Annotated in this window: 21 protein-coding genes; 6 read left to right on the forward strand and 15 right to left on the reverse strand. The window is 37.9% G+C overall.

What is annotated here, in order from left to right:
- Both FN960_RS11955 and FN960_RS11960 read right to left on the reverse strand, forming a co-directional pair.
- A partial coding sequence (locus FN960_RS11955; protein ID WP_143848969.1) for an NTTRR-F1 domain occupies nt 1-848 on the reverse strand: 848 nt, incomplete at its 3' end.
- A gap of 127 nt (nt 849-975) precedes the next feature.
- A complete protein-coding gene (locus FN960_RS11960; RefSeq protein WP_185971015.1) occupies nt 976-2,685 on the reverse strand; it encodes a glycosyltransferase in 1,710 nt (569 codons plus the stop codon).
- A 94-nt stretch (nt 2,686-2,779) separates the two neighbouring features.
- Between FN960_RS11960 and FN960_RS11965 the strand changes: the two genes are divergently transcribed.
- Complete coding sequence (locus tag FN960_RS11965) at nt 2,780-3,232, forward strand: hypothetical protein (RefSeq protein WP_143848971.1); 453 nt, start codon at nt 2,780-2,782, stop codon at nt 3,230-3,232.
- On the opposite strand, the gene FN960_RS11970 is transcribed toward FN960_RS11965, so the two are convergent.
- The 5 genes from FN960_RS11970 to FN960_RS11990 form a co-directional block, all read right to left on the reverse strand.
- Nucleotides 3,229-4,185 (reverse strand): GDP-mannose 4,6-dehydratase, encoded by a 957-nt coding sequence (locus tag FN960_RS11970; protein WP_143848972.1) that lies wholly within the window; start codon nt 4,183-4,185, stop codon nt 3,229-3,231. The genes FN960_RS11965 and FN960_RS11970 overlap by 4 nt on opposite strands.
- A gap of 12 nt (nt 4,186-4,197) precedes the next feature.
- Complete coding sequence (locus tag FN960_RS11975; RefSeq protein ID WP_143848973.1) at nt 4,198-5,451, reverse strand: nucleotide sugar dehydrogenase; 1,254 nt, start codon at nt 5,449-5,451, stop codon at nt 4,198-4,200.
- A 131-nt stretch (nt 5,452-5,582) separates the two neighbouring features.
- Nucleotides 5,583-6,278, reverse strand: a complete 696-nt coding sequence (locus FN960_RS11980) for an N-acetyltransferase (RefSeq protein ID WP_143848974.1) — start codon at nt 6,276-6,278, stop codon at nt 5,583-5,585.
- Nucleotides 6,278-7,300, reverse strand: coding sequence for a glycosyltransferase (locus tag FN960_RS11985; protein WP_143848975.1), 1,023 nt, complete (start codon nt 7,298-7,300; stop codon nt 6,278-6,280). The genes FN960_RS11980 and FN960_RS11985 overlap by 1 nt, the downstream gene beginning before the upstream one ends.
- 13 nt (nt 7,301-7,313) lie before the next feature.
- Entirely contained in the window at nt 7,314-8,300 is a 987-nt protein-coding gene (locus tag FN960_RS11990; protein WP_143848976.1) for a glycosyltransferase, read from the reverse strand.
- A 149-nt stretch (nt 8,301-8,449) separates the two neighbouring features.
- Between FN960_RS11990 and FN960_RS11995 the strand changes: the two genes are divergently transcribed.
- On the forward strand, nt 8,450-9,454 hold the full coding sequence (locus FN960_RS11995) for a DUF4855 domain-containing protein (protein ID WP_143848977.1): 1,005 nt from the start codon (nt 8,450-8,452) through the stop codon (nt 9,452-9,454).
- Between the two features lie 86 nt (nt 9,455-9,540).
- Here the strand turns inward: FN960_RS11995 and FN960_RS12000 are convergent, their stop codons facing one another.
- Genes FN960_RS12000 through FN960_RS12015 form a run of 4 tightly spaced genes read right to left on the reverse strand, consistent with a single transcriptional unit; the run spans nt 9,541 to nt 13,644 of the window.
- Entirely contained in the window at nt 9,541-10,530 is a 990-nt protein-coding gene (locus tag FN960_RS12000) for a glycosyltransferase family protein (protein ID WP_143848978.1), read from the reverse strand.
- Complete coding sequence (locus FN960_RS12005) at nt 10,527-11,477, reverse strand: NAD-dependent epimerase/dehydratase family protein (RefSeq protein ID WP_143848979.1); 951 nt, start codon at nt 11,475-11,477, stop codon at nt 10,527-10,529. The genes FN960_RS12000 and FN960_RS12005 overlap by 4 nt, the downstream gene beginning before the upstream one ends.
- A 2-nt stretch (nt 11,478-11,479) precedes the next feature.
- Nucleotides 11,480-12,526 (reverse strand): Gfo/Idh/MocA family protein, encoded by a 1,047-nt coding sequence (locus FN960_RS12010; RefSeq protein WP_143848980.1) that lies wholly within the window; start codon nt 12,524-12,526, stop codon nt 11,480-11,482.
- Nucleotides 12,523-13,644 carry a DegT/DnrJ/EryC1/StrS family aminotransferase gene (locus FN960_RS12015; RefSeq protein ID WP_306461617.1) on the reverse strand — a complete coding sequence of 374 codons (1,122 nt, stop codon included), beginning with the start codon at nt 13,642-13,644 and terminating at the stop codon, nt 12,523-12,525. The genes FN960_RS12010 and FN960_RS12015 overlap by 4 nt, the downstream gene beginning before the upstream one ends.
- A gap of 499 nt (nt 13,645-14,143) precedes the next feature.
- Between FN960_RS12015 and FN960_RS12020 the strand changes: the two genes are divergently transcribed.
- From FN960_RS12020 to FN960_RS12030, 3 genes are all read left to right on the forward strand, one after another.
- A complete protein-coding gene (locus tag FN960_RS12020; protein ID WP_143848982.1) occupies nt 14,144-14,866 on the forward strand; it encodes a BMQ_0737 family morphogenetic spore coat protein in 723 nt (240 codons plus the stop codon).
- Nucleotides 14,867-14,962: 96 nt separating this feature from the next.
- The gene (locus FN960_RS12025; protein WP_143848983.1) at nt 14,963-15,673 is read left to right on the forward strand and encodes a hypothetical protein; all 711 of its coding nucleotides are present in this window, start codon (nt 14,963-14,965) and stop codon (nt 15,671-15,673) included.
- Between the two features lie 4 nt (nt 15,674-15,677).
- Nucleotides 15,678-16,625 (forward strand): CgeB family protein, encoded by a 948-nt coding sequence (locus FN960_RS12030; protein WP_143848984.1) that lies wholly within the window; start codon nt 15,678-15,680, stop codon nt 16,623-16,625.
- Nucleotides 16,626-16,896: 271 nt separating this feature from the next.
- Here the strand turns inward: FN960_RS12030 and FN960_RS12035 are convergent, their stop codons facing one another.
- Genes FN960_RS12035 through FN960_RS12045 form a run of 3 tightly spaced genes read right to left on the reverse strand, consistent with a single transcriptional unit; the run spans nt 16,897 to nt 19,182 of the window.
- On the reverse strand, nt 16,897-18,006 hold the full coding sequence (locus FN960_RS12035) for a glycosyltransferase (protein WP_143848985.1): 1,110 nt from the start codon (nt 18,004-18,006) through the stop codon (nt 16,897-16,899).
- Nucleotides 18,003-18,827 carry a dTDP-4-dehydrorhamnose reductase gene (gene rfbD, locus FN960_RS12040; RefSeq protein ID WP_143848986.1) on the reverse strand — a complete coding sequence of 275 codons (825 nt, stop codon included), beginning with the start codon at nt 18,825-18,827 and terminating at the stop codon, nt 18,003-18,005. The genes FN960_RS12035 and rfbD overlap by 4 nt, the downstream gene beginning before the upstream one ends.
- 7 nt (nt 18,828-18,834) lie before the next feature.
- The gene (locus tag FN960_RS12045) at nt 18,835-19,182 is read right to left on the reverse strand and encodes a DUF1360 domain-containing protein (RefSeq protein WP_143848987.1); all 348 of its coding nucleotides are present in this window, start codon (nt 19,180-19,182) and stop codon (nt 18,835-18,837) included.
- A gap of 134 nt (nt 19,183-19,316) precedes the next feature.
- Here FN960_RS12045 and FN960_RS22835 point away from each other — a divergent pair, with 134 nt between their 5' ends.
- Entirely contained in the window at nt 19,317-19,730 is a 414-nt protein-coding gene (locus tag FN960_RS22835) for a hypothetical protein (RefSeq protein WP_185971016.1), read from the forward strand.
- Nucleotides 19,731-19,843: 113 nt separating this feature from the next.
- Here the strand turns inward: FN960_RS22835 and fabI are convergent, their stop codons facing one another.
- The gene (gene fabI / locus FN960_RS12055) at nt 19,844-20,623 is read right to left on the reverse strand and encodes an enoyl-ACP reductase FabI (RefSeq protein WP_143848988.1); all 780 of its coding nucleotides are present in this window, start codon (nt 20,621-20,623) and stop codon (nt 19,844-19,846) included.
- Nucleotides 20,624-20,678 lie beyond the last annotated feature (55 nt).

Consider the following 20,678-nt stretch of genomic DNA (forward strand, 5'->3'; position numbering starts at 1 on the left):
GCTCCCGTTGGCCCTGGCTCTCCGGTCGCTCCCGTGGCTCCCGTTGGCCCTGGCTCTCCGGTCGCTCCCGTGGCTCCCGTTGGCCCTGGCTCTCCGGTCGCTCCCGTGGCTCCCGTTGGCCCTGGCTCTCCGGTCGCTCCCGTGGCTCCCGTTGGCCCTGGCTCTCCGGTCGCTCCCGTGGCTCCTGTCGGTCCTGGTTCTCCGGTCGCTCCCGTGGCTCCTGTCGGTCCTGGTTCTCCGGTTGGTCCCGTGGCTCCTGTCGGTCCTGGTTCTCCGGTCGCTCCCGTGGCTCCTGTCGGTCCTGGTTCTCCGGTTGGTCCAGTTGGTCCTGGTTCTCCGGTTGGTCCGGTTGGTCCAGTTGGTCCACTCGGAACAAATAAAAATTCAGTAGTAACCATAGCCACATCATCTACTATAATATCCGCTGCTCCAGCTGATGGTAGAACTTCGATGGTTATTGTCGCAGATACAGTACTTAAAGGCGCTGACTCTGTAGTTTGATAAACTGAAAGCCAAGTCGACGCGGTTACTTCGGGTAGACCATCAGATGTAACATCTACCAAAAGTCCTGTTCCTAGAGAAACACCACCTCCATCAAAGAACTCAACAGTTAAAGTTACTTGTGGTGATGGCAACGCGCTTGTTTTAGCAAGTGAGACTAATACTTCAAAACTCTCCCCCTCAGTAACTACAACACTCTGAGAAAGACTTGCTCCAGTAACTCCTGGAAGCTGTACTGAAAAGAAGCCAGTATGACTGTAAATAGATGTAATAGAACCATTTACAGTGGTCCAAGGAGTTAGAACACCTGTTTCAAATCCACTATTAACAATTCGGTTAATAACCAATATATAACCTCCCTTTCCTTTCAATAAAATCAGGAGCTTATCTATAGTATGAATTTTAGAAAAGGTGGCTTCCTTGTTTGCCTACAATCATTAAAAATAGTTAATTGTCGACACAGCGCGTCACATTTTAACTCACTATTAATACTTCAAGAGGTAGTTCTGATAACATTGAAAAAGACTCATTAATGTCATTAAAATACAGTTGATCTGTATTCTTAATAACATTTACATCATTATGAATAATTTTACGTAAACGGTACCCATCTGTAAAACATGCTCTTGGTCCATACTTTTTGAGGAGATAATATATTCCATCCAACTGATGTGAAAGAATTTGAGATTCATAAGTACGAAGAAAAGTTGAACTATCAATGAACGTCGCTTTCGAAACTTTTAAACCCTGCTCTAGCGATTTTACATAGGCTCTTCCTAAATGTTGCATAGTAATAGGAGATAACTTAGCCAACACTGTGCGCTTTAAAGCAAATGGTGGAACTAACAATGACGAAATATCTAAGTCATAATTATGGCTTCTTATGCTAGCTGTTAATAAACGATTTCCTATGTGTATAATGTTCATATTCTCTATCTCTTTAACCTCTGCCAATTGATTATTTAGAGATATATCATAATTATTATGTGCAACATCATGAATGAAAGTGTTTATTTGCGCTTCATTTAACAAGATGTCTGCCGAATGAAAGAATATTACATCTCCTTGTGCCAACTGACCTCCAATATCAAAATACGTATACAGAGCTTTCTCTTCATGTAATAAGATATATGGGAGGTTATAACCTTGTAAGATTGACATCGCTCTTGAATTTGTTTTACTTAAAACAGGAATAATCTCAGCATCTAAGGATTTACATAAAATACATAAGTCATTTAGCACATTGGACTGTTCAGGTATGGCCAATACGATTGTAGTACTCTTAACCTTTGAGACCGCTTGCCAATTCAACCTTAACCTATCTGAAATCGCTTGATAATTTGTCAAAGGAGGGTAATGTAAACTAGCACCATGAGTAGAAGTAAGGTAATCAAGAGCCTCAACCATATCCCCATGCATTCGCTGCATAGCCCCAGACATAACTTCTCCTTCCTTCAAAAGATGATTAGGACGAATTTTATTAATAGATAAGACATCAATTGAATGAGGTACAGAAATATTAAGCCCTTTATCAGCTGCTACTGCATTCGCGAGCATAGGGTTAGTCAAAGTTGCTTTATGAATAATGTCTAGTCCTTTTTTACTAAATGCATGTGGAATAGTTAATATATTCTCAGCACGTAACTCAGGTTTTTGTTGAATAAAATTGAGATAGTAGCGGGCAAATGAAATCATGTCTGCACCCTTAACTTTTGTCACATTGTCCACCGAGTTAATACTTACATCCGTTCCATTCTCGATGTCATGAACAAACGGTAGTAGATCTTCTGCCTTTATAACAATGTCCGCATCAGTAAATAAGTAAATATCTGCATCCGAATCCATAGCGCCAATTGCTCTACCCAGGTCATTTCCAAGTGGTTCGGAATAATAAATAACACTTGCCCCTTTATTTCTAGCTATTCGTGCGGTTTGATCAGTTGATCCATTAACAACTACAATTACTTTATCAGGGTCAAGACGATTTACTTCATCTAATACTCCTGAAATTGTATCAGCTTCATTCATCGCAGGGATTATAACATGAAGAGTGTTATTTTTATTTCGCAATAAAGTTTTCAAATAGCTGACACCATTCTGGGTTGAATGTCGTGAAGCGTTCATTTTTTTTAAATACGTTTCCTTATCTTTTATCACTCTATAGGTTACATGATGATTTCTCATGAGATAAAATACCTCCATTTTGAAAGATCAGTTGCATGTTATGGACAATTGGGACATATACACAGTAATAATCAAATAGTAAAGGGTGAGGAGAATGGAAAATCAGTCGTCATCTTTTAGGACTAAATTAACTCCAGTTCAATTACATCAACGTTTAATTTATACTCAATCTGAGCTAAATAAGTACAAATCTCAAGTTAAAAAATACCAAAATGATTACTATTACAATATGATTGACGAATTAAAATTAAAAGAAAAGCAGTGGGCAAAAGAAAAAGAGCAGTTTGAAGCCGAGCTTATAGCTACACGTACTCAATTACACCAAATTGAAGAAGAGCTTAAAGAGCTGCTTCATAAAGAAAAAGAAATGGCAGAAAAGCTATCTGCCATTAAGCATGCGACACCTATAGAAGAAACTAAAGATTATTCAAAAGAAATTGATTCAAAACCTATTTATGATCAAATGATCACAACTGAATCAAATCAACCTACTCAAAAAAACCCTGAATGGTTCCTTCGCTCAGTTAAGAATAAAAAAGAACGTTAATCCCTATAAAATCTAATTGTTTCTGCTATACCTTTTTGCAAATCTGTATCTGGCACGTACCCAAGTAAAGTTCTGGCTTTGTTCACATCAGGGACCCTCTCCCTCATGTCCTCAAAGCCTTTTCCATAGACCTTATCATATGAAATAGTAATTATCTCAGAGGAGGATTGCGCTTCTTCTTTAATGATGTTAGCTAACTCAAGAATAGTAATGGAATGATTAGTTCCAATATTAATAATTTCTTGATCGGTATTATTTGAAAGGACAAGAGCCGTTGCCTTAACTGTATCTTTGACATACGTAAAACAACGACTTTGGCTCCCATCCCCATGAACATATAAAGGTCTATTTTGTAGAGCAGCCTTCACAAAAATTGGTACCACCCCGCCATACATGGTATCTGTAGCACGAGGACCGTAAGCATTAAAATACCTAAGAATGGTAACAGGAAGGCCTTCCTTTCCATAAGCTAGGCACATATGTTCTTCTAATGATTTAGTTGTTGCGTAGCACCAACGGTGAATATCACTAGATCCCAAAAGTCGATTACCATTCTCTTTGAACGGGCTTTCTTTACTTTTACCATAAACCTCTGAACTAGATGAAAAGATAACTTTTTTTTGATGCTTTGCGGCAGACGCTAATACTACTGTTGTACTTTCTAGATTTCCTTGTATTACCTTTAAGGGGTGATCCACACAATTTTTGACGCCAAGTACGGCTGAAAAATGAAATACAGCATCCGCTTCAGCAATGAGTGGATCTACGGTATTGTGGTGCGAACTATCTCCTTCAATTAATTGAAATTTCTCATGCTCTTGTAAATGGTCAATATTTACATAATGCCCATTAGAGAAATTGTCAAGCACGGAGACATTGTGTCCCTCATTTAGCAATGCATCACATAGGTGGGAACCTATAAAACCAGCACCACCGGTAACCAGAAGATTCACACTCTCACCTCTTTATAATCGTATGACATTTTTATAAGTCTCTTTTATACAATTCCGAGTATCTAATATTTGTTTGGAATGCTGGATGAGATCATCATAATTCATCATGCTATGATCAGTTAAAATTAATATCACATCAAATTCAGATATCTTCTCTTCAGTCATATTAATGGATTGATATTTTTTTCCTTTCACAACGTACTCTTTAATGAAAGGATCTGTGTATTGAACATCCCAACCTTTTTCAATCATTTTTTCAAATATCGGAATAGACACGGATTCCCTCACATCATTAACATCTTTTTTATAGGTCAATCCCACCAATAAAATATTCGGATGTTCCTTATCCTTTAAGATTGACGTCGTTCGAGAGATAATATAATTAGGTTGATTGTCATTTACTTTTTTTGCTAAATCAATAAAGGGAGTCTCTAAGCTTAATAAATTTGCTTTCCATTTTAAATAAAGTGGATCTACAGGTATACAATGGCCACCAATACCTGGTCCGGGGAAATATGGAGTAAAGCCATAGGGTTTAGTAGAAGCTGCTTGAATGACCTCCCAAATGTCAATATCTAACTGATGACATAATTGACTCATTTCATTTATAAATGAAATGTTTATCAAACGTTGTGTATTCTCTAGGATTTTCGTCATTTCTGCGCTGCGAGGACTTCCTACTGGGACTAACTTTCTAAAAGCCTTTGAATAAATTAATTCTGTTTTTTGTAGACATTTTTTTGTAACGCCACTAATTACTTTTGGAATATTCTCTAACGAGTAATCTTTGTTTCCTGGATCAATACGTTCTGGAGAATAACCAAGAAAAATATCCTTCCCAACGATAAAACCAGAAGATTCGACTAATGGTACTAATACTTCTTCAGTGGTACCAGGAAATGTTGAGCTTTCTAATACAATTAGCTGATCTCTCTGAAGATGTGGAAGCATTCCTTTTACTGCTGACTCTAAATAACTTAGATCTGGATATTGATGATTTCTTAATGGTGTAGGTACACAAAGCACTATAGCATCTGCACCTACTAAGGCCTGAAAAGAATCTGAGTAACTAAATTTTTCAGAGGATGTAAGCTGTAGAATGTCCGCATCAGTGATATCAGATAAGTAGGAAATCCCCTTTTTTAAACTCTCCATTTTGTTTAAATCCACATCAATTCCAATTACATTAAAGTCATTTTCATGAAATAATGTTGCCAATGGCAGCCCAACATAGCCAAGCCCAATGACAGCGACCGTAAATGCCATTCCCGCAGCCCTTCTTTCAACAATTAGAATATCAATCTAACTATTGATATGTGGCAGATTGTCTATTCGTTAAACCGATTAACCAAATGTGTGGAAAGATGGGCTATAAATAATGAGTTAGCCTACTTCTTTTATGTCTTTGCTTTAGATGGATTTCCGTATGAAATTACCCCATCTGGTACATCTTTTGTTACAACTGCACCTGCACCAATAATTGCATTTTCTCCGATAGTGATCGCTGGTAATAACGTGGCATGGTTACCTATCTTTGCATTTTGTTTTATATAGGGTCCAGTATGAGTTCCTTTTCCACTTGCCATATATTTATCATTAGACATCGAGCAACAAGGGCCAATAAACACAGAATCTTCTACTGTCGTGTCAGCTGTAACATAACAACCTGTTTGAATGGTAACGCCTTTTCCTATACGAGTATTGGGTTCAATCATGGCATGACGACCAATAATCGTTAACTTATCAATAAATACTTGCTCACGGATACTTACATGATCACCGATGAAGACCCCTTCAGCAACAGATAATCCTGTGTAGAGAGTCACATGACTTCCAATTGTTACCTCACTATCAATCGTTAACGGACCTAAATCATTTGAAGGTTTTCTAGCCATCTTTTTATTAGAACCGGGTCGTTTGCCAAGAATAACATGGTCTCCAATTTCAACATCATTACCTATGACAGTACCTTCTTTAATCACTACATGCGAGCCAACACGAACTCTATCGCCTAGACGAACGCCCATCTCGATAACAGCATATTCTCCAACTTCAACATCTGTGCCTAAAATAACACTTGAATGGATCGTCATCAGTCTTTTTCCCCTTTTAACACAGATTGATAAATCGTTTTTAACGATTTTATAATGGTATTCGCATTATGATGCATTTCAACATACCTACGTCCCTCTTTCCCAAGCTGATGTCTTCTATTTGAATCAATAATGAGGTCGCTCAAGACGTCTTTAAATGTGTCAGGGTTTGCTGATTGAATAGGTAGTTCTGCGGGTAATGTGCTCACAAGATCCGGGCGAATATAAGCAATAACTGGCTTTCCTAAAGCCATAGCTTCCACACTTAAATTTCCATACATCCCACAAAGAATTTGATCAATAATGATATCTGCCTTTTGATAAAGAAGTAAAGCCTCTTTATGATTAGTGTTTTCGATGAGTTGAAAGTTAAAAGATAATGTATCCTTCAACTCTGTAATAGCTGATTCAATGACGTCTGTGCCTTTGAAATCTCTTTGGGTTGGGGCATGAACAATAAGTGGTCGATTATTAGAAAAATCCGGGTACAACGGCTTATATTCTTCTACATTACATAGTCTTGGTAGTACATATATAGGCACACCATTAGACTCATAATAAGGTTTAACATATTTGTATAGTTCAAAATCTTGAACGATCACTGCATCAACAAACAACGAGAATGTCTCTAAGTTTTTGTGAATCATATCATCAGGTAACGATGATTCTGCATTTACAAACGGATTTTCATAGTCATTTCCTATTTTTGCGCTTGTTCTTTTACGCACATCGGTGCCTCTATGATGCATAATCACCTTCGCTCCACTCTTCTTAATCCATTCTAGATCACGGAAGTCTCCAATAAACGTACCACTATTATGGAAATGAAAGATATCAAAAAATGGTATCGCTGCTAGAGAAACCTTTTGCATATCATACGAGTCAGTGGGATATGTTCCAGGGTAATTAAAACTAGTTTGAAAATAATTGAAGGCAGCTGAGATCATACCTTCCTCACGAAGTTTTTTATTAATTAGCCCTACCTGACCTGCAATTTCCATTGGAGCATGGCAAATTTTCACCTCATCACCTCCATTAAACTGTCTTATAAATCTGTTCTAAGCTTTTGGCAATTAATTCAGCATTATGAAATGTTTCAACAAAAGCTCTTGATTGTTTCCCTGTTTCATAGCGTAATTGTGCATTCTCAATATATGGCTTAAGTACCTCCACTAGTGTCTCAGGCTTACCTGAAACAATAGGGAAATGATTTGGTAGATGAGAGCGCACGTCCTCACGAATATTTGCAATAACCACCTTACCAAGCGCCATGGCCTCAACACTTAACACTCCGTAGGTTCCGCAAAGAAGCTGATCAATAATGATGTCTGCTTCTTTATACATTTCTAATGCCTGATCATGACTGACATTTTCAATTTTTTTGTATTCAAATTGATATCCTTGTTGTTCAAGGACCTCTATTGCTTCATGGACATGCTTTGTCCCTTTAAAAGCTTGATTAGTTGGGGCATGAACGATAATTGGTTTTACTCTATCGTGAGCAGGATAGGACACCTCGAACCGGTCGGCTAAGCAAATTAGTGGAACAACATGTACTCGCGCATAATAATCTTTTACATATGGAACCATTTCATAATCTTGTACAATGGCGGTATCAATATATTTGGATAAATACTTAAGCTTTTCGTGAATGGATTCATCTGAATTATAGCTTGGGGGTAATGGATAAGGATTCAATTGATTAACCATCTTCACCGTGCGGACGTCATTTCCCCAATGATGCATCACGAGCTTTTTTCCATTACCAGTTAGGTAAGGTAACTCCTCCCCATTCACTGTAAATGTATTCCCATTATGAAAATGATAAACGTCTGCAAAATTCATGAGCGGAATTATGTGTTTATACAGTTCATAAGCATCTGTAGGGATAATATGATTTTTATAATTTAGGTACGAGTGAAACCAATTATACCCATTTACTTGATGACCTTCATTTTTTAACGCTTCACACATCATACCCATTTGCCCGGATATTTCTGTTGGGATGTGAATAACCTTCATTTTATTCCTCCGTCCCTTCGCCTAATTCCTTATCTATGTCTATTCAACTCAAGTGACTTACGTTAATAGTACTTATACATTTCTTAAAATCATTTTTGTGCTAATGATGGCATAAGCTTTAAGAGTACCCAAGGAAGGTGGAAAATTTGATGAGAGGACTTTTAAAAGGAGAAAGCTTAAACATTAAAAACCATTTAGCTATTATTAACATAGGAGGCTTTGATGAAAACAATATTCGAGCATGGTCTGCCAAGGAATTAGAGCCGGCTGTTCAGTATTCTTTAAACGGGCATTCCACTGGGGAAACTTATTTTGAAGGTTTTATTTTTAATCCGATCTCTCCTCGAGAAGGTTCCTTTATGCACCCTTTATACAGTGGCTTTGGGACACCTGCTAACAAAGACGACTGGAGAGATTATTTAGATCTGCTATTTGAACAGGATGCTAATTTACATGCATTAAACAGTTTAGCCTCAAAAGAACTAGATATTTGGATTGGTCTCCCTTATCCACTTATCAGTGAGAATCCTTTTGGAACAGTGAACTCTGAGCATACGTTGATCTTTAATAATAAAGAAGATCGATTACAAGCATTAACGTGGTGGTATAATAAGGCAATACAACATTGGAACGACGCGAGCTTAACGAACTTAAAACTACAAGGGTTCTTTTGGATAAAGGAAGTTTTAAGTGAAAGTGATGAAGATCTTATTCAAGAGATTAACGCGATTATTCATTTAGATGGTTTTAAAACCATGTGGCTTCCGAATTACGGGGGATATGGAGCAATGAAACCCTGGAAAGGAGATCATCTTAAATTTGATGTTACTGCGGTGAATACAAATTATTATGGTAACACAATGATGGGAACAGAATGGATTAACCACGCCTGTATGTTTTCAAATGTATTTGGTTGCGGCTTACAATTAAATATTGGAAAAGGCTGGACATTCAGTCCATATCATGTTTATGATTTTTTAAATTTTGGATTACCAAGTCGCAATAACTATATAAATAATCATTTCTTAGTATTCTCTTTTTATAATCTAACGTTTAAAGAATTTGCTGAGAATTCACCAGCTGAGTATCAGCAGATTCGACATTTTATGAAAAAACAATATGTAGAACAAAGCTACCCTGGTCGAACATATTAACAAAACAATTTACCTTCATTTTTCAATAAATAAACCAAACCGAACTCAAATGAGATTGGTTTGGTTTATTTATGACTTCCTTTTCCTTATAGCTTAGGCAGCTCATTATAAATAGTAAGAATTTGTTCTGTGACTACTTTACTATTATGATAAGCTTCCGAATATTTACGCCCATTCAAGCCAATTTCCTTCCAACTTTTCGGATTGTCAAGTAAAGCTTTGATAACTGAATATACAGTACTTGGGTTAGCATTGATAATGGGGGGCTCCTCAGGAAATTTATTCATTAAATCTTCTCTTACATATGTCACCACTGGCTTTCCAAGGGACATTGATTCGACAGATAATAGCCCATATGAACCACACAGAATTTGATCCAAGACAATATCTGCTTCCTTATACAGCTTTAATGCTTCATCATGATTCATTTTTTCAATACGCCGATATCGGAAAGAATGTGTATCTTTTAGCCTCTTAATCGCTCTCTCTACATGAATGGTTCCTTTAAAAAATGGGTTGGTCGGCGCATGAACAAGAAGAGGCGGATCATTAGGTGTACAATCTTCATAATGAATTTCAGATAAATCAATCGCTATCGGTACGACATGTACCCTTTTATAATAGTCCTTCACATAGTCGTACACTTCGTAATCTTGAACGATAGCGTCCTCAATTACAGAACTAATTTGCTTTAATCGATCATCCATTTTTTGATTTGGGGGAGAATCCCCTGTATATGCATATGGGTTACGTTCTTTTGCTTGTTCATGAAACCTAACATCGTTTCCCCAATGGTGCATAACTGCTCGTTTTCCAGAGCCTTTTAAGTAATTAAGATCACTAAAATCATTTCTCAATGTTTGAGCATAATGAAAATGAAAAACCTCGTGATCATTAATTAATTCCTCCGCTATTTCACCAATATTCTCTCGTGTCATGTACTGCAAATGATTCTTGTAGCCTAAATATGATTGGAATGAATTATAACAGTTTACTTCGTGGCCTAATTTCTTTAGTTCTCCTGCCATAATCCCCATTTGTCCTGCTATTTCTGTAATTCCTTGAAATATTTTCATTCTTTATCACCGATTATCCAGGTGTATGTTCTTTGAATACCGTCAGCTAGCTTGACTTTAGGTTCCCATAATAGAAGTTGTTTGGATTTCTCGATGGCTAAACACCTTCTGTTGATTGTATCCACAGTTCGTTTTGTTGAAAACAAATGATTTGGTTCTTTATCCCCAAAAACAGTAGCTACCTCTACGGCTAATTCTAATATACTGGTTTCCTCTCCTGTTGCTACATTAAATATTTCTCCAATTGCTTCTTTCTTTTGAGCAGCTAACAGTATAGCCTCAATCGTGTCATCAATAAATGTAAAATCTCGAGTTTGACTTCCGTCGCCGAATATAGTCATAGGAAGACCTGCATGCCTTGCTTCAAAGAATTTGGCTACAACGCCACAATAAGGGTTAGTAGCTACCTGACCAGGTCCATAGACATTAGAGAGTCTCAAAATCGTAACAGGAATTTGATGCAAATGATAAAATACGTGAGCGTATTGTTCTGCACCATATTTACTCGCCGCATATGGCATTCGGATGTTAATTTCTTTGAGTGGAGTAGGTAAAATGGTTGCATCTCCATAGACAGAGGCCGTGGACGTATATACGAATCTTTTAATTTGCTTTCCATGTTTCCTAATCTGATCTAATAATGTATACGCTCCTCTCAAATTCACCTCAAAGTCCTCATGCATATCCGTTACAGATAAAACTAAATTACGGCAAGCTATGTGAAAGACTACATCAATATCTGGCAAAATATCTTCAAGTAATTTTTCATTTAGAATACTGTCTTCAATAAACGTAATGTTTGGAGAATCACTGATTTCGTCTCGGTTTCCGGTCGTTAAATCATCTACGATTGTAATGTGTTCACTTTTTTTTAAAAGAGCACGAACAAGCTGAGAGCCAATAAACCCAGCTCCTCCTGTTACTAGCACATGTTTAAATAATGGCAATTCTACAACACTCCCTTCATATCCGAAGTAGCAAAGGAAGACAATGGTAAAACAGTCGAATGTCCTTGTTTGTGGGATTGATATAGCGCAAAGATTGCTTCCAAAGCACCCTCTGCCTCTTGTGCAGTCACCGCATTGTTTTGTTTCCCTTGCATACTTTTTAATACTTCTTTATACATTTGTTCCTGCTCATCTTTTTTCTCTAACCAAGCTCCCACATCTTTTCCACTCCATGGCTCTCCTTTAATGGTGGCTCTCGTTAATAGATCAAAATTACGTCCTTCAAGAATAATGGTCCCATGATCTGCAATGAGCTTTATACAGTATCCATGATTTTTTGGCCAAGTGACTGCATTGGCTTCAATGATACCCGTAGAGCCATTTTTAAAGCGTAGCAGCCCTAAAGCAATATCTTCTGTCTCTTTATGCTTATTCAGCTTCTTTAACTGCCCCGTTACCTCACTTAATTCACCCATATACCACAAAAGCAAATCAACCAGGTGAATGCCTTGATTAATAAGCATCCCACCGTCTTGATCCCATGTCCCACGCCAAGGTGCGGCCTTATAATACTCAGAGGGTCGCTGCAGAGCCATAGATGCAGTGCCTAAATGAATGGTCCCTAATTTTCCTGAATCAATTAAGGCTTTTATCTCTTTTAGGATTAATCTAAAACGAAGTTGATGGCAGATAAAAAGCTTTTTATCGCTATCGTTCGCTAGCTTAATTAATTTTTTTGATTCAGCTAGCGAGAGGGCTAGTGGTTTTTCAACAAGTACATGTTTTCCAGCTAGAAGTGCTGCTTCTGTAATATCTGCATGACTTCCGGATGTGGTCGCGACCAAAACAAGATCACAGTCACTTTTTAATAAATCGAGATAATCGATATATAGAGTTGGCTTCTTATTAAAGGATATTTGTTCAGTTGCTTGTTTCATTCGCTCAATCGATAAATCACTCAAACTTGTTATTTCTATTTCTTCTATCTGGTTAAGGGAATCTATATGCTTTACAGTTATCCTTCCACACCCAATTATTCCTATCTTCATATTGTAATCCCCGCTCCACCTGACTGAATGACTTTAATAATGGTTTGCTGCTCCTTATTTGTTAAGAAAGGGTGCATAGGGATAGCTAGCAATGTTCGAGACTTTTCCTCAGCAATTGGAAACGTGCCTTCTTTATATCCCATATCTTCATACACTTCTTGCAGGTGAAGAGGTAGCGGATAATAAACCCCACAGGCGATATCCTCTTTGTTTAACATGGCTTGAACAGCATCTCGGTTTTTTAAGTCTAACGAATATAAATGGTAAATATGCTCTGCATGTAATTGCTTCGTCGGAACACCAATGCCATTTATTTTTTCTAATTCTTGATTATACCTAGCAGCAATGTCTTTTCTATTTTGGTTGAATGCATCAATATGCGTTAAGCTAATTCGGAGTAATGCAGCCTGAAGCTCATCCAATCTACTATTATATCCAACTTCTTTATGAAAATATTTTTTTGTACTGCCATGATGTCTAAGCAGACGGATACGATCAGATATGGATTTATGCTTCGTTACGATTAGACCGCCATCTCCTAAGGTGCCGAGATTTTTAGTAGGATAAAAAGAAAAACAAGCAATATCTCCAAATGTACCGGCTTTCTGGTTATTGAGAGAAGCTCCAAAAGCCTGACATGCATCCTCGATTACATATAAAGTGTGTTCTTTTGCAATATCCATGATTACATCCATTTGTGCAGGGTGGCCGAATAAATGAACAGGCATAATCGCTTTAGTTCTCTTTGTTATGGCTTTTTTTATATTGGCTGGGTCAATATTGTACGTTTTAGGTTCGATGTCCACAAAAACTGGTGTTGCTCCAACTCGAGAAATCGACTCAGCTGTTGCAAAGAAAGTAAAAGGAGTAGTAATGACCTCATCACCAGGTCCAATATCTAACGCATGTAGAGCTAAAACTAAGGCATCCGTCCCGTTTCCTACACCAATTGCATAGGGTATTTGGAGATATTTTTTTACTTCTTCTTCAAACTGATTGCCCTCGCTACCAAGAATATAATGACCACTATCGTACACTCTATTTAACGCACGCATAGCCTGTTCTTTCATTAACTTTAATTGAGGTTCGAGATTAATAAATGGAATCAATATTCTCACACTCCTGTATCGGCTCATATTACTTCTGTCTAGTTATATGAACCATGGCCAATGTAAGGCACGGCGATTCTCTCAAGATTTATAAACTTCCTAATTAAAATTGAAATTAAATAAGAAAGCTCAAAAGGTGAGCTTTCTTATTAGCTTTCTTCTTATTAACTTCTTCCACAACATTTTACTGAGTGTTTTTGGGGTTGTGGAGGCTTAGGGAATGAAGAAAACGGTTTTGGAGTTTGTTTCTTTTTTGTTCCTCGTTTTAATGATGTAACAGGCTTTGCATAATACGCTTGTAAATTAGGTCTCATCATCACACACACTCCCTTTCTTCTATAACATATGACAGAAAACCATTTTGGTTAGCAGAAAAAATGTGCCCGTTTTAAAAATAAATTGGGTCATTTTGCACCAATTGAGACTCGATTCATACAATACAGTAGTTTGAACACCCAGCTTCACAAAAATATGGATTGAACTGGGTAAACTAAAAGGAGGTAAAGTAATGAGCTCAAAGAAACACAACGTCGTTATAAACGTACCAAAGGTTTATGACTGGGTGACTCGTCAGGTTGATCTGCCTATTCTCAACTTTAGAGAGCCAGAGCTTTCAAACCTGTTCCCAGGTATTATTGGACCATCACCAGGGGCTAGCGATCTTTATAACTTTCTTCAAGCCTATCCAGGGTACACAACTGAAGCACGGGTGTTAGAACAGTCTCTTTATACTTCGGAGGTGTCAAATCAATTAGACCGTCCTAGTGTTGAAGTGACACTACCAAATGGAGACGATGTAACACTCGAGAAAGTGAAGATTTTAGCTAGAGGCTTACTAGAAGTTGACATTTTTGACGTAAATGAAAATGTCATTGCTACCTCTAATCCAATTGAATTTGCAACTGTTCAAACTTTCTACTTACATGCTCCAGAAGATACAACGGTTAACGCGTTTCTTTCTTCTGGATACTTTGAAGCAGATGTAGTTGGTGATGAGGCATTTTCTCAATTGGATGTTACGATCACTTTCTGTTTAGATATTCATGTAATAGCTGACGTTCGCTTAGAAGTGGAAGCTTCCTATGTGAAACCTCGTCACGAGTTTCCGATTTCAGATATAATCTGCAGAACTCAAAATAGACCACCGGTTTCCCCACTTGTGTTCCCAGGAACATTAGGCCAAGAGAAAGAGAAACATAAAGAAAAAGAAAAAGAGAAACATAAAGATTAATTTTCCAGGAGCTGTAATAACAGCTCCTGTTTTTCTTCTTTTCTTCGTCTTGACTTCATACATATGGTTATACAGTGTTTAGAAGGAGGAATAGTTATGTCCAAACAATCACAAGAACCTTCTGCATACAATCACGGCATTCAGTTGGAGCAGAAACTACTTCATTACCGGTCTGAAATTAAGAAATTTCAACGTATCATTCATCTACAAAAGAATAAGATTAGTAATCAAGAAGAGGAATTAAAAGGACTAAAAAAAGCAGTCAACAATCAGTCAACGTCCTTTCAGCATGAAGTAGATCATCAGCAGAAAACCTCTGGTAGGATGGAAAATCTGTTTGCCTACTTTGCATACTCTATATTATTTCCCAAAGATTCCGGAAAAGAGGTTGAAGAGCCTTGTCTCATTAGGGGGAATTTTATTGTGCGTAACTTGACCAACCAAACCTTACATGAACCTTTAATCTGTCTATCATTTAACAAACCTGAATTAGCAAATTTGTCTGGGAAGGTTACTCAAAACAACCGTCGCTATAGTAAGGAGCACTTGGTTGAAGAGGAAGATCAGATCTCCTGGAAATATCTTGATAACCATTCGATAAAAAAAGTAAGGGAAACAGGTGAGTTTTGGCTTAAACCTAATAAACAAGAACTTGTAAATAGTGAGGAGCTCTCTTTTAATCATTTTGAAATTTTGCTTCCTTATCAAAAGGTCTCCTTATCTGTAAATATTAATGGTTATATTTATGGAAGAGAAATACCTGAAGGTCAGCGTGCTATAAACTCCATCATTTGTAACATCACGTGATAAAATGAAGGTATTATTTATAAGTTCAGGTTTTCATGGGGCTTACGTCTATATTGAAGCGGCCATTAAACAAGCATTTGAGAAACTCACTATTAATTTATGTCAAAACAGATGTATTCCAGTGAATGAATTTTCTCAATTAGAAAATATATGTAAAAAAGAAAGCCCAACACATATTATCACACTGTTAGGATATAAGCTTCCTCACAGTTTTCTTACATGGGTGCAGGATGCGCAGATTCCACTCATCCTATGGCAAACAGAAGATCCTTATTCTATGGACTTGTCTTTGGAAGTAGCACCTTTCGCTACCCATATTCTTACAATTGAAAAAGCTGCCTGGAATTATTATCAACAGAAAGGATATCATTCCTTACATCTGCCACTTGGCGCTGATTACTCCATCTTTAAACCTATAAAACAAAACAAAAACTTTGCAAGCGATTTATGTTTAATTGGTTATCCTTATCCTGAAAGAGTAGATATGATTACGTTTTTGGCCGAGTCATTTCCTGTCACCATTAACGTAGCGGGAAATTGGTATCCTTACCGCTTACCTAGTAATGTAAATATTGTAGGTCATTGGCTCTCTCCACAGGAAAGCGCACTTTATTATTCAAATAGTAAAATCGTCTTAAATAGCTTTCGTAACTGTAACCTAGTTCAAAACAAAAACTCGCTCTCTATAAGGGGTTTAAGTCCTAACAATCGCTTATTTGAAGCAGCTGGTTGTCACACTTGCCAATTAAGTGAATTACGTGAAGACTGGAGTCCGTGGTTTAATTCTGAAGACATCGCCACATTTTCCAACTACAAAGAACTATTTGAACAGACAGAAGGTTTACTGAATGATTCTCATAAACGTCAGACATACGCAACTAATAGTTTTAAAACTGCCACAGCTAAGCATTCCTATATGAATCGATTGAGCACACTTTTAGAATGGATTTAGGAGGAAAGATAATAAAGCATCGTCGAATGATGAACGTAACCGAAAAATGGAATTTAGAAAGTATCCATTTTTCGGTTTTTTGTTTTCTTCTCATACAGACACTAAAAAAACTTAAACGGTGTAAAAAAGAATGATCCCAGAATATCATCAAGGTCCTCTAGTGGTTGAATAAGTTTTTTTAACTGTCTAAATTCATAGGGTACAATCCATGGAGGAAAGGGTTTTCATACAACGAAGGGGCAACACATGTCTTTTATGCGTAAACTTCCTTTTATAATTTTATTTGACGCTCATATGCTTTAATTTTCATCCGCTGCACCTGGTCAGGTTCCCTACTTAATTCGACTACTTTATGAAACAGGGCATTCCGTATTGCTAGTGGCACGACCCATCCGCACCCGCTTGTTCTCACAGCTTCAGCTTGTGCTCCAAGATCAAAACAAAGGACGGGATAACCAAGAGCAAGTGCCTCATGTGTGGTGTAAGAGAAGGTCTCTGGGCAAATGGATGGGATAAGCACTATGTCAATTTCTTCTGTTCTAAGTAAAATGTCAAGTGATTCTGGTGAAGGATATGGTCCTTTATAAGAGAAGTTAGCAACTTTGAGCTGTGATAATGCACGTCCCGCTTTTCCGAATAATACAAAGTCACAGTGAAGATGCTTATTGATCGATTGATTGATGAGTGTGACGAGTTCGTTTTCCCCTTTATGATAAAAAAGATCACCAATGATCGCAATTTTCAACCTATTACTCTTTTGGGTTGGTAAGGTTGGCGTACATTGAAGCGTTAGCTTGTGAGGTACTACGTTAATCGTAATGTCTGGATAATACTCCAGGAAGATATCTCTAGTTGATACACTCGGAGCAATGATCTGAGTTGCACCTTTGAGTATTGACTCAAACATACCTCTCCAATCCTCAATTGATGGGGTGGGACTTCCTACCATATGCTTCATCTGCACATGCTTCGCTCCTTTAGCTGCACATTGATTACATACAGCTACATTCTTAGGCATGCCACAATATTTCCCCTTCTGAGTTACGAAAAATACAAATGGGCAAATAGAATAAAAGTCATGCAACCAGACATGGTACTTAATGTTTGAATTGATTAGAAACAAATTGAGTTCAGTAAGCTGAACATTCCAAAGATGATGAATGTGTAGCTCTGTTATATTATACATTTCAACCAAAGCTGAGAGTTCTTTATAGTTCACCTTTTTTGCTTTAGTTTCTTCAGGATTTTTCATATAAAGCTCGTGTTGATTAGCGTGAAGCTCATAAATATTGTAACTACACGTTTGTTTCCAATCATTTAAAAAATGATCTACACCACCGCCACCATTATGATGAATCACAAGCACGCTTTTTTTACTCATCGGTATGTCTCTAACAGATATTCTTTAAGTGCTTCCTTCCAGCTTCTCATCGGTTGCCCTGTCATCCTTACAAATTTTTCAGCTGATAAAACGCTACGATTTGGTCTCATCGCTATTTGAAGTAACTTTTCTGTTTGAATGGATTTCAGCTTAGCATTTAGTGTAAGAGTAGATATAATTTCAGCAGCCCACTCGTATCGACTACAAAATCCGCTATTCACAAGATGATAAGTGCCTGGTGGATATGCTTGTAAGGTCCATACCCACTGAACAAGATCATGAATGTAGGTGGGTGTACCTATTTGATCATTCACAACAGCTATTTCATTGTTTATTTCAGCTTTATTAATGATCTTATCAATAAAGTCTCCGTGGCCACCAAAAAGCCAGGAGGTTCGAATGATATAGACATTCGGGTAATATCGCACATGTTCCTCTGCTAACCATTTGCTTAATGCGTAAACATTAGATGGAGAAGGTTGATTTAATTCCGTATAGGGCAGTTCAAAATTTGTCGAGAAAATATAATCACTACTAAAAATAAAAAGTGGACATGAACCTGAAGCCTCCGCTACATATTGAACGGAAAGAGAATTGATGGAGAAGGCTTTCATTGGATCTTGTTCGCACGCATCAACATCTGTCATCGCTGCACAGTGCAGGATAAGATCAGGGTTTAACCGATTTATCGTTTGAATGACGTCTAAACGGTTTGTGCAGTCCAACTCTTCTTTTGTTAAAGCATAAATGGTTTCTCCATTCAAAAAACGAATAAATGCTTTTGCCAATCTACCATTTGCGCCAGTTATGACAATTCTCATGTGTCCATCAGTCCTTTAATACCTGGATAAGAGATTCTATAATGGCTGCCGCACCAGCTAAGGCAAGAATATGAGCTAGATAAATAAACACGCCTGGCCAAAGCAGCCAGCCTCCATATAAAAACGATGTAGTCCATACACCCATGCACCAATGGCAGCTTAATAGCTTACCCATCCATCTGCGCAACCCTTTACCGGATGGCTCCAAATAGTACACAGATTGACCATCTACAACCTCCTCTTTTGTCTCAACAAAAGGCTGCCGAACCCAGCTCGTAATCTCATCATAAACAAGTAATCTGGTTAATCTAAATGCAGCGAGTATTAAAACTAGCCAAGCATAGCCTTCGATCATCCCCGTCCCTCCTAGCACCTACTATTCTAGATGTATGTCTAATTAGACTTGTCCTATTCTCTTTCTAGACAAACACCCTCTTTGTATTTGTGCATATAGTACTGTAGAACATTGGAGAGGGGACGGTATTTCTTATGAATCGTTTTTTTCAAAACAATCGACGTCAACAACCATCTGTTTATTTGCTTCCTCCTGTTGTTGTAGAACAATATTTGCATCAATGGATCTATACAACGATTCCTGGATACGGAAGAGTCATTGCATATGTAGCCGATTTTAATCGTAATACGGGGATGGTATCCTTGCTTGTGTATCAAGCACCTTTTTATAATCAACAGTTTGTTCAAGTGCATAATACGGATTTGGTAGGAGTTAGTCCGTATTTTGGTCCTACACCTCCAAGACCGGGACACGGCGGTGGCGGTGGTGGTGGCGGCCAAGGACCGTGGCACCCTGGCGGTGGGCAAGGACCCTGGAACCCTGGCGGCGGGCAGGGTGGATTTTGGCCATGGATTTGGACCCAATTTGGCGGCAGTCAACAACGTTAAAAATAATCTAGCCCCTATCTTTTAATAATTCAGAAGCAAAACAAAAAGGCCCAAACGATGATTAGGTCAACATCATCGTTTGGGCCTTACTTTTGTTCCAGACTCTTTCCTTTTTATAACGACAGGATATTATATCCACCATCTACGTGAAGGATTTCACCGGTAATGCCTCTTGCCAGATCACTAACTAAGAAAAGAGCTGTATCTCCAACCTCTTCTTGAGTCGTTGTTTTGCGCAGAGGAGACTTCTCTTCAATTTCCTTAAGCACATCATTAAAACCGCCAATTCCTTTAGCCGCAAGAGTACGGATCGGGCCTGCAGAAATAGCATTAACACGAATTCCATCTTTACCTAGATCATTAGCTAGGTATTTTACACTTGCATCTAGAGACGCTTTAGCAACACCCATAACATTATAGTTTTTAACTACTTTTTCTCCACCTAGGTATGTAAGCGTAATGATGCTGCCGCCTTCTGACATAAGCGGACGAGCTTCTTTTGCCACAGCTGTTAAAGAGTACGCGCTAATATTTTGCGCTAGCAAAAATCCGTCGCGCGTTGTATTAAGGTACTCTCCCTCAAGCTCATCCTTATTAGCAAATGCAATACAGTGAGCCAAGCCATGAATCGTGCCTACTTCATCTTTAATTTGATTAAATGTGTTAGCAATCTCATCATCATTTGTAATATCACAAGGCAATACCAAATGGTCATCACGATCCAGCGTTTCGACAAGCTGGCGTACATTTTTTTCTAGGCGTTCTCCTGCATATGTAAAGATTAAACGGGCTCCCGCGTTCGCAAGAGATTGTGAAATTCCCCAAGCAATACTTCTTTTGTTTGCTACTCCCATAACAACAAATGTGCGATCTTCAAGCGATAATTGATACATTCTGTTTCCTCCTATTTATAGCTACTAGCTTATAATCTTACTGATTGTACCATAC

The organism is Alkalicoccobacillus porphyridii (genome assembly GCF_007293315.1).
Taxonomy (GTDB): domain Bacteria; phylum Bacillota; class Bacilli; order Bacillales; family Bacillaceae_D; genus Alkalicoccobacillus; species Alkalicoccobacillus porphyridii.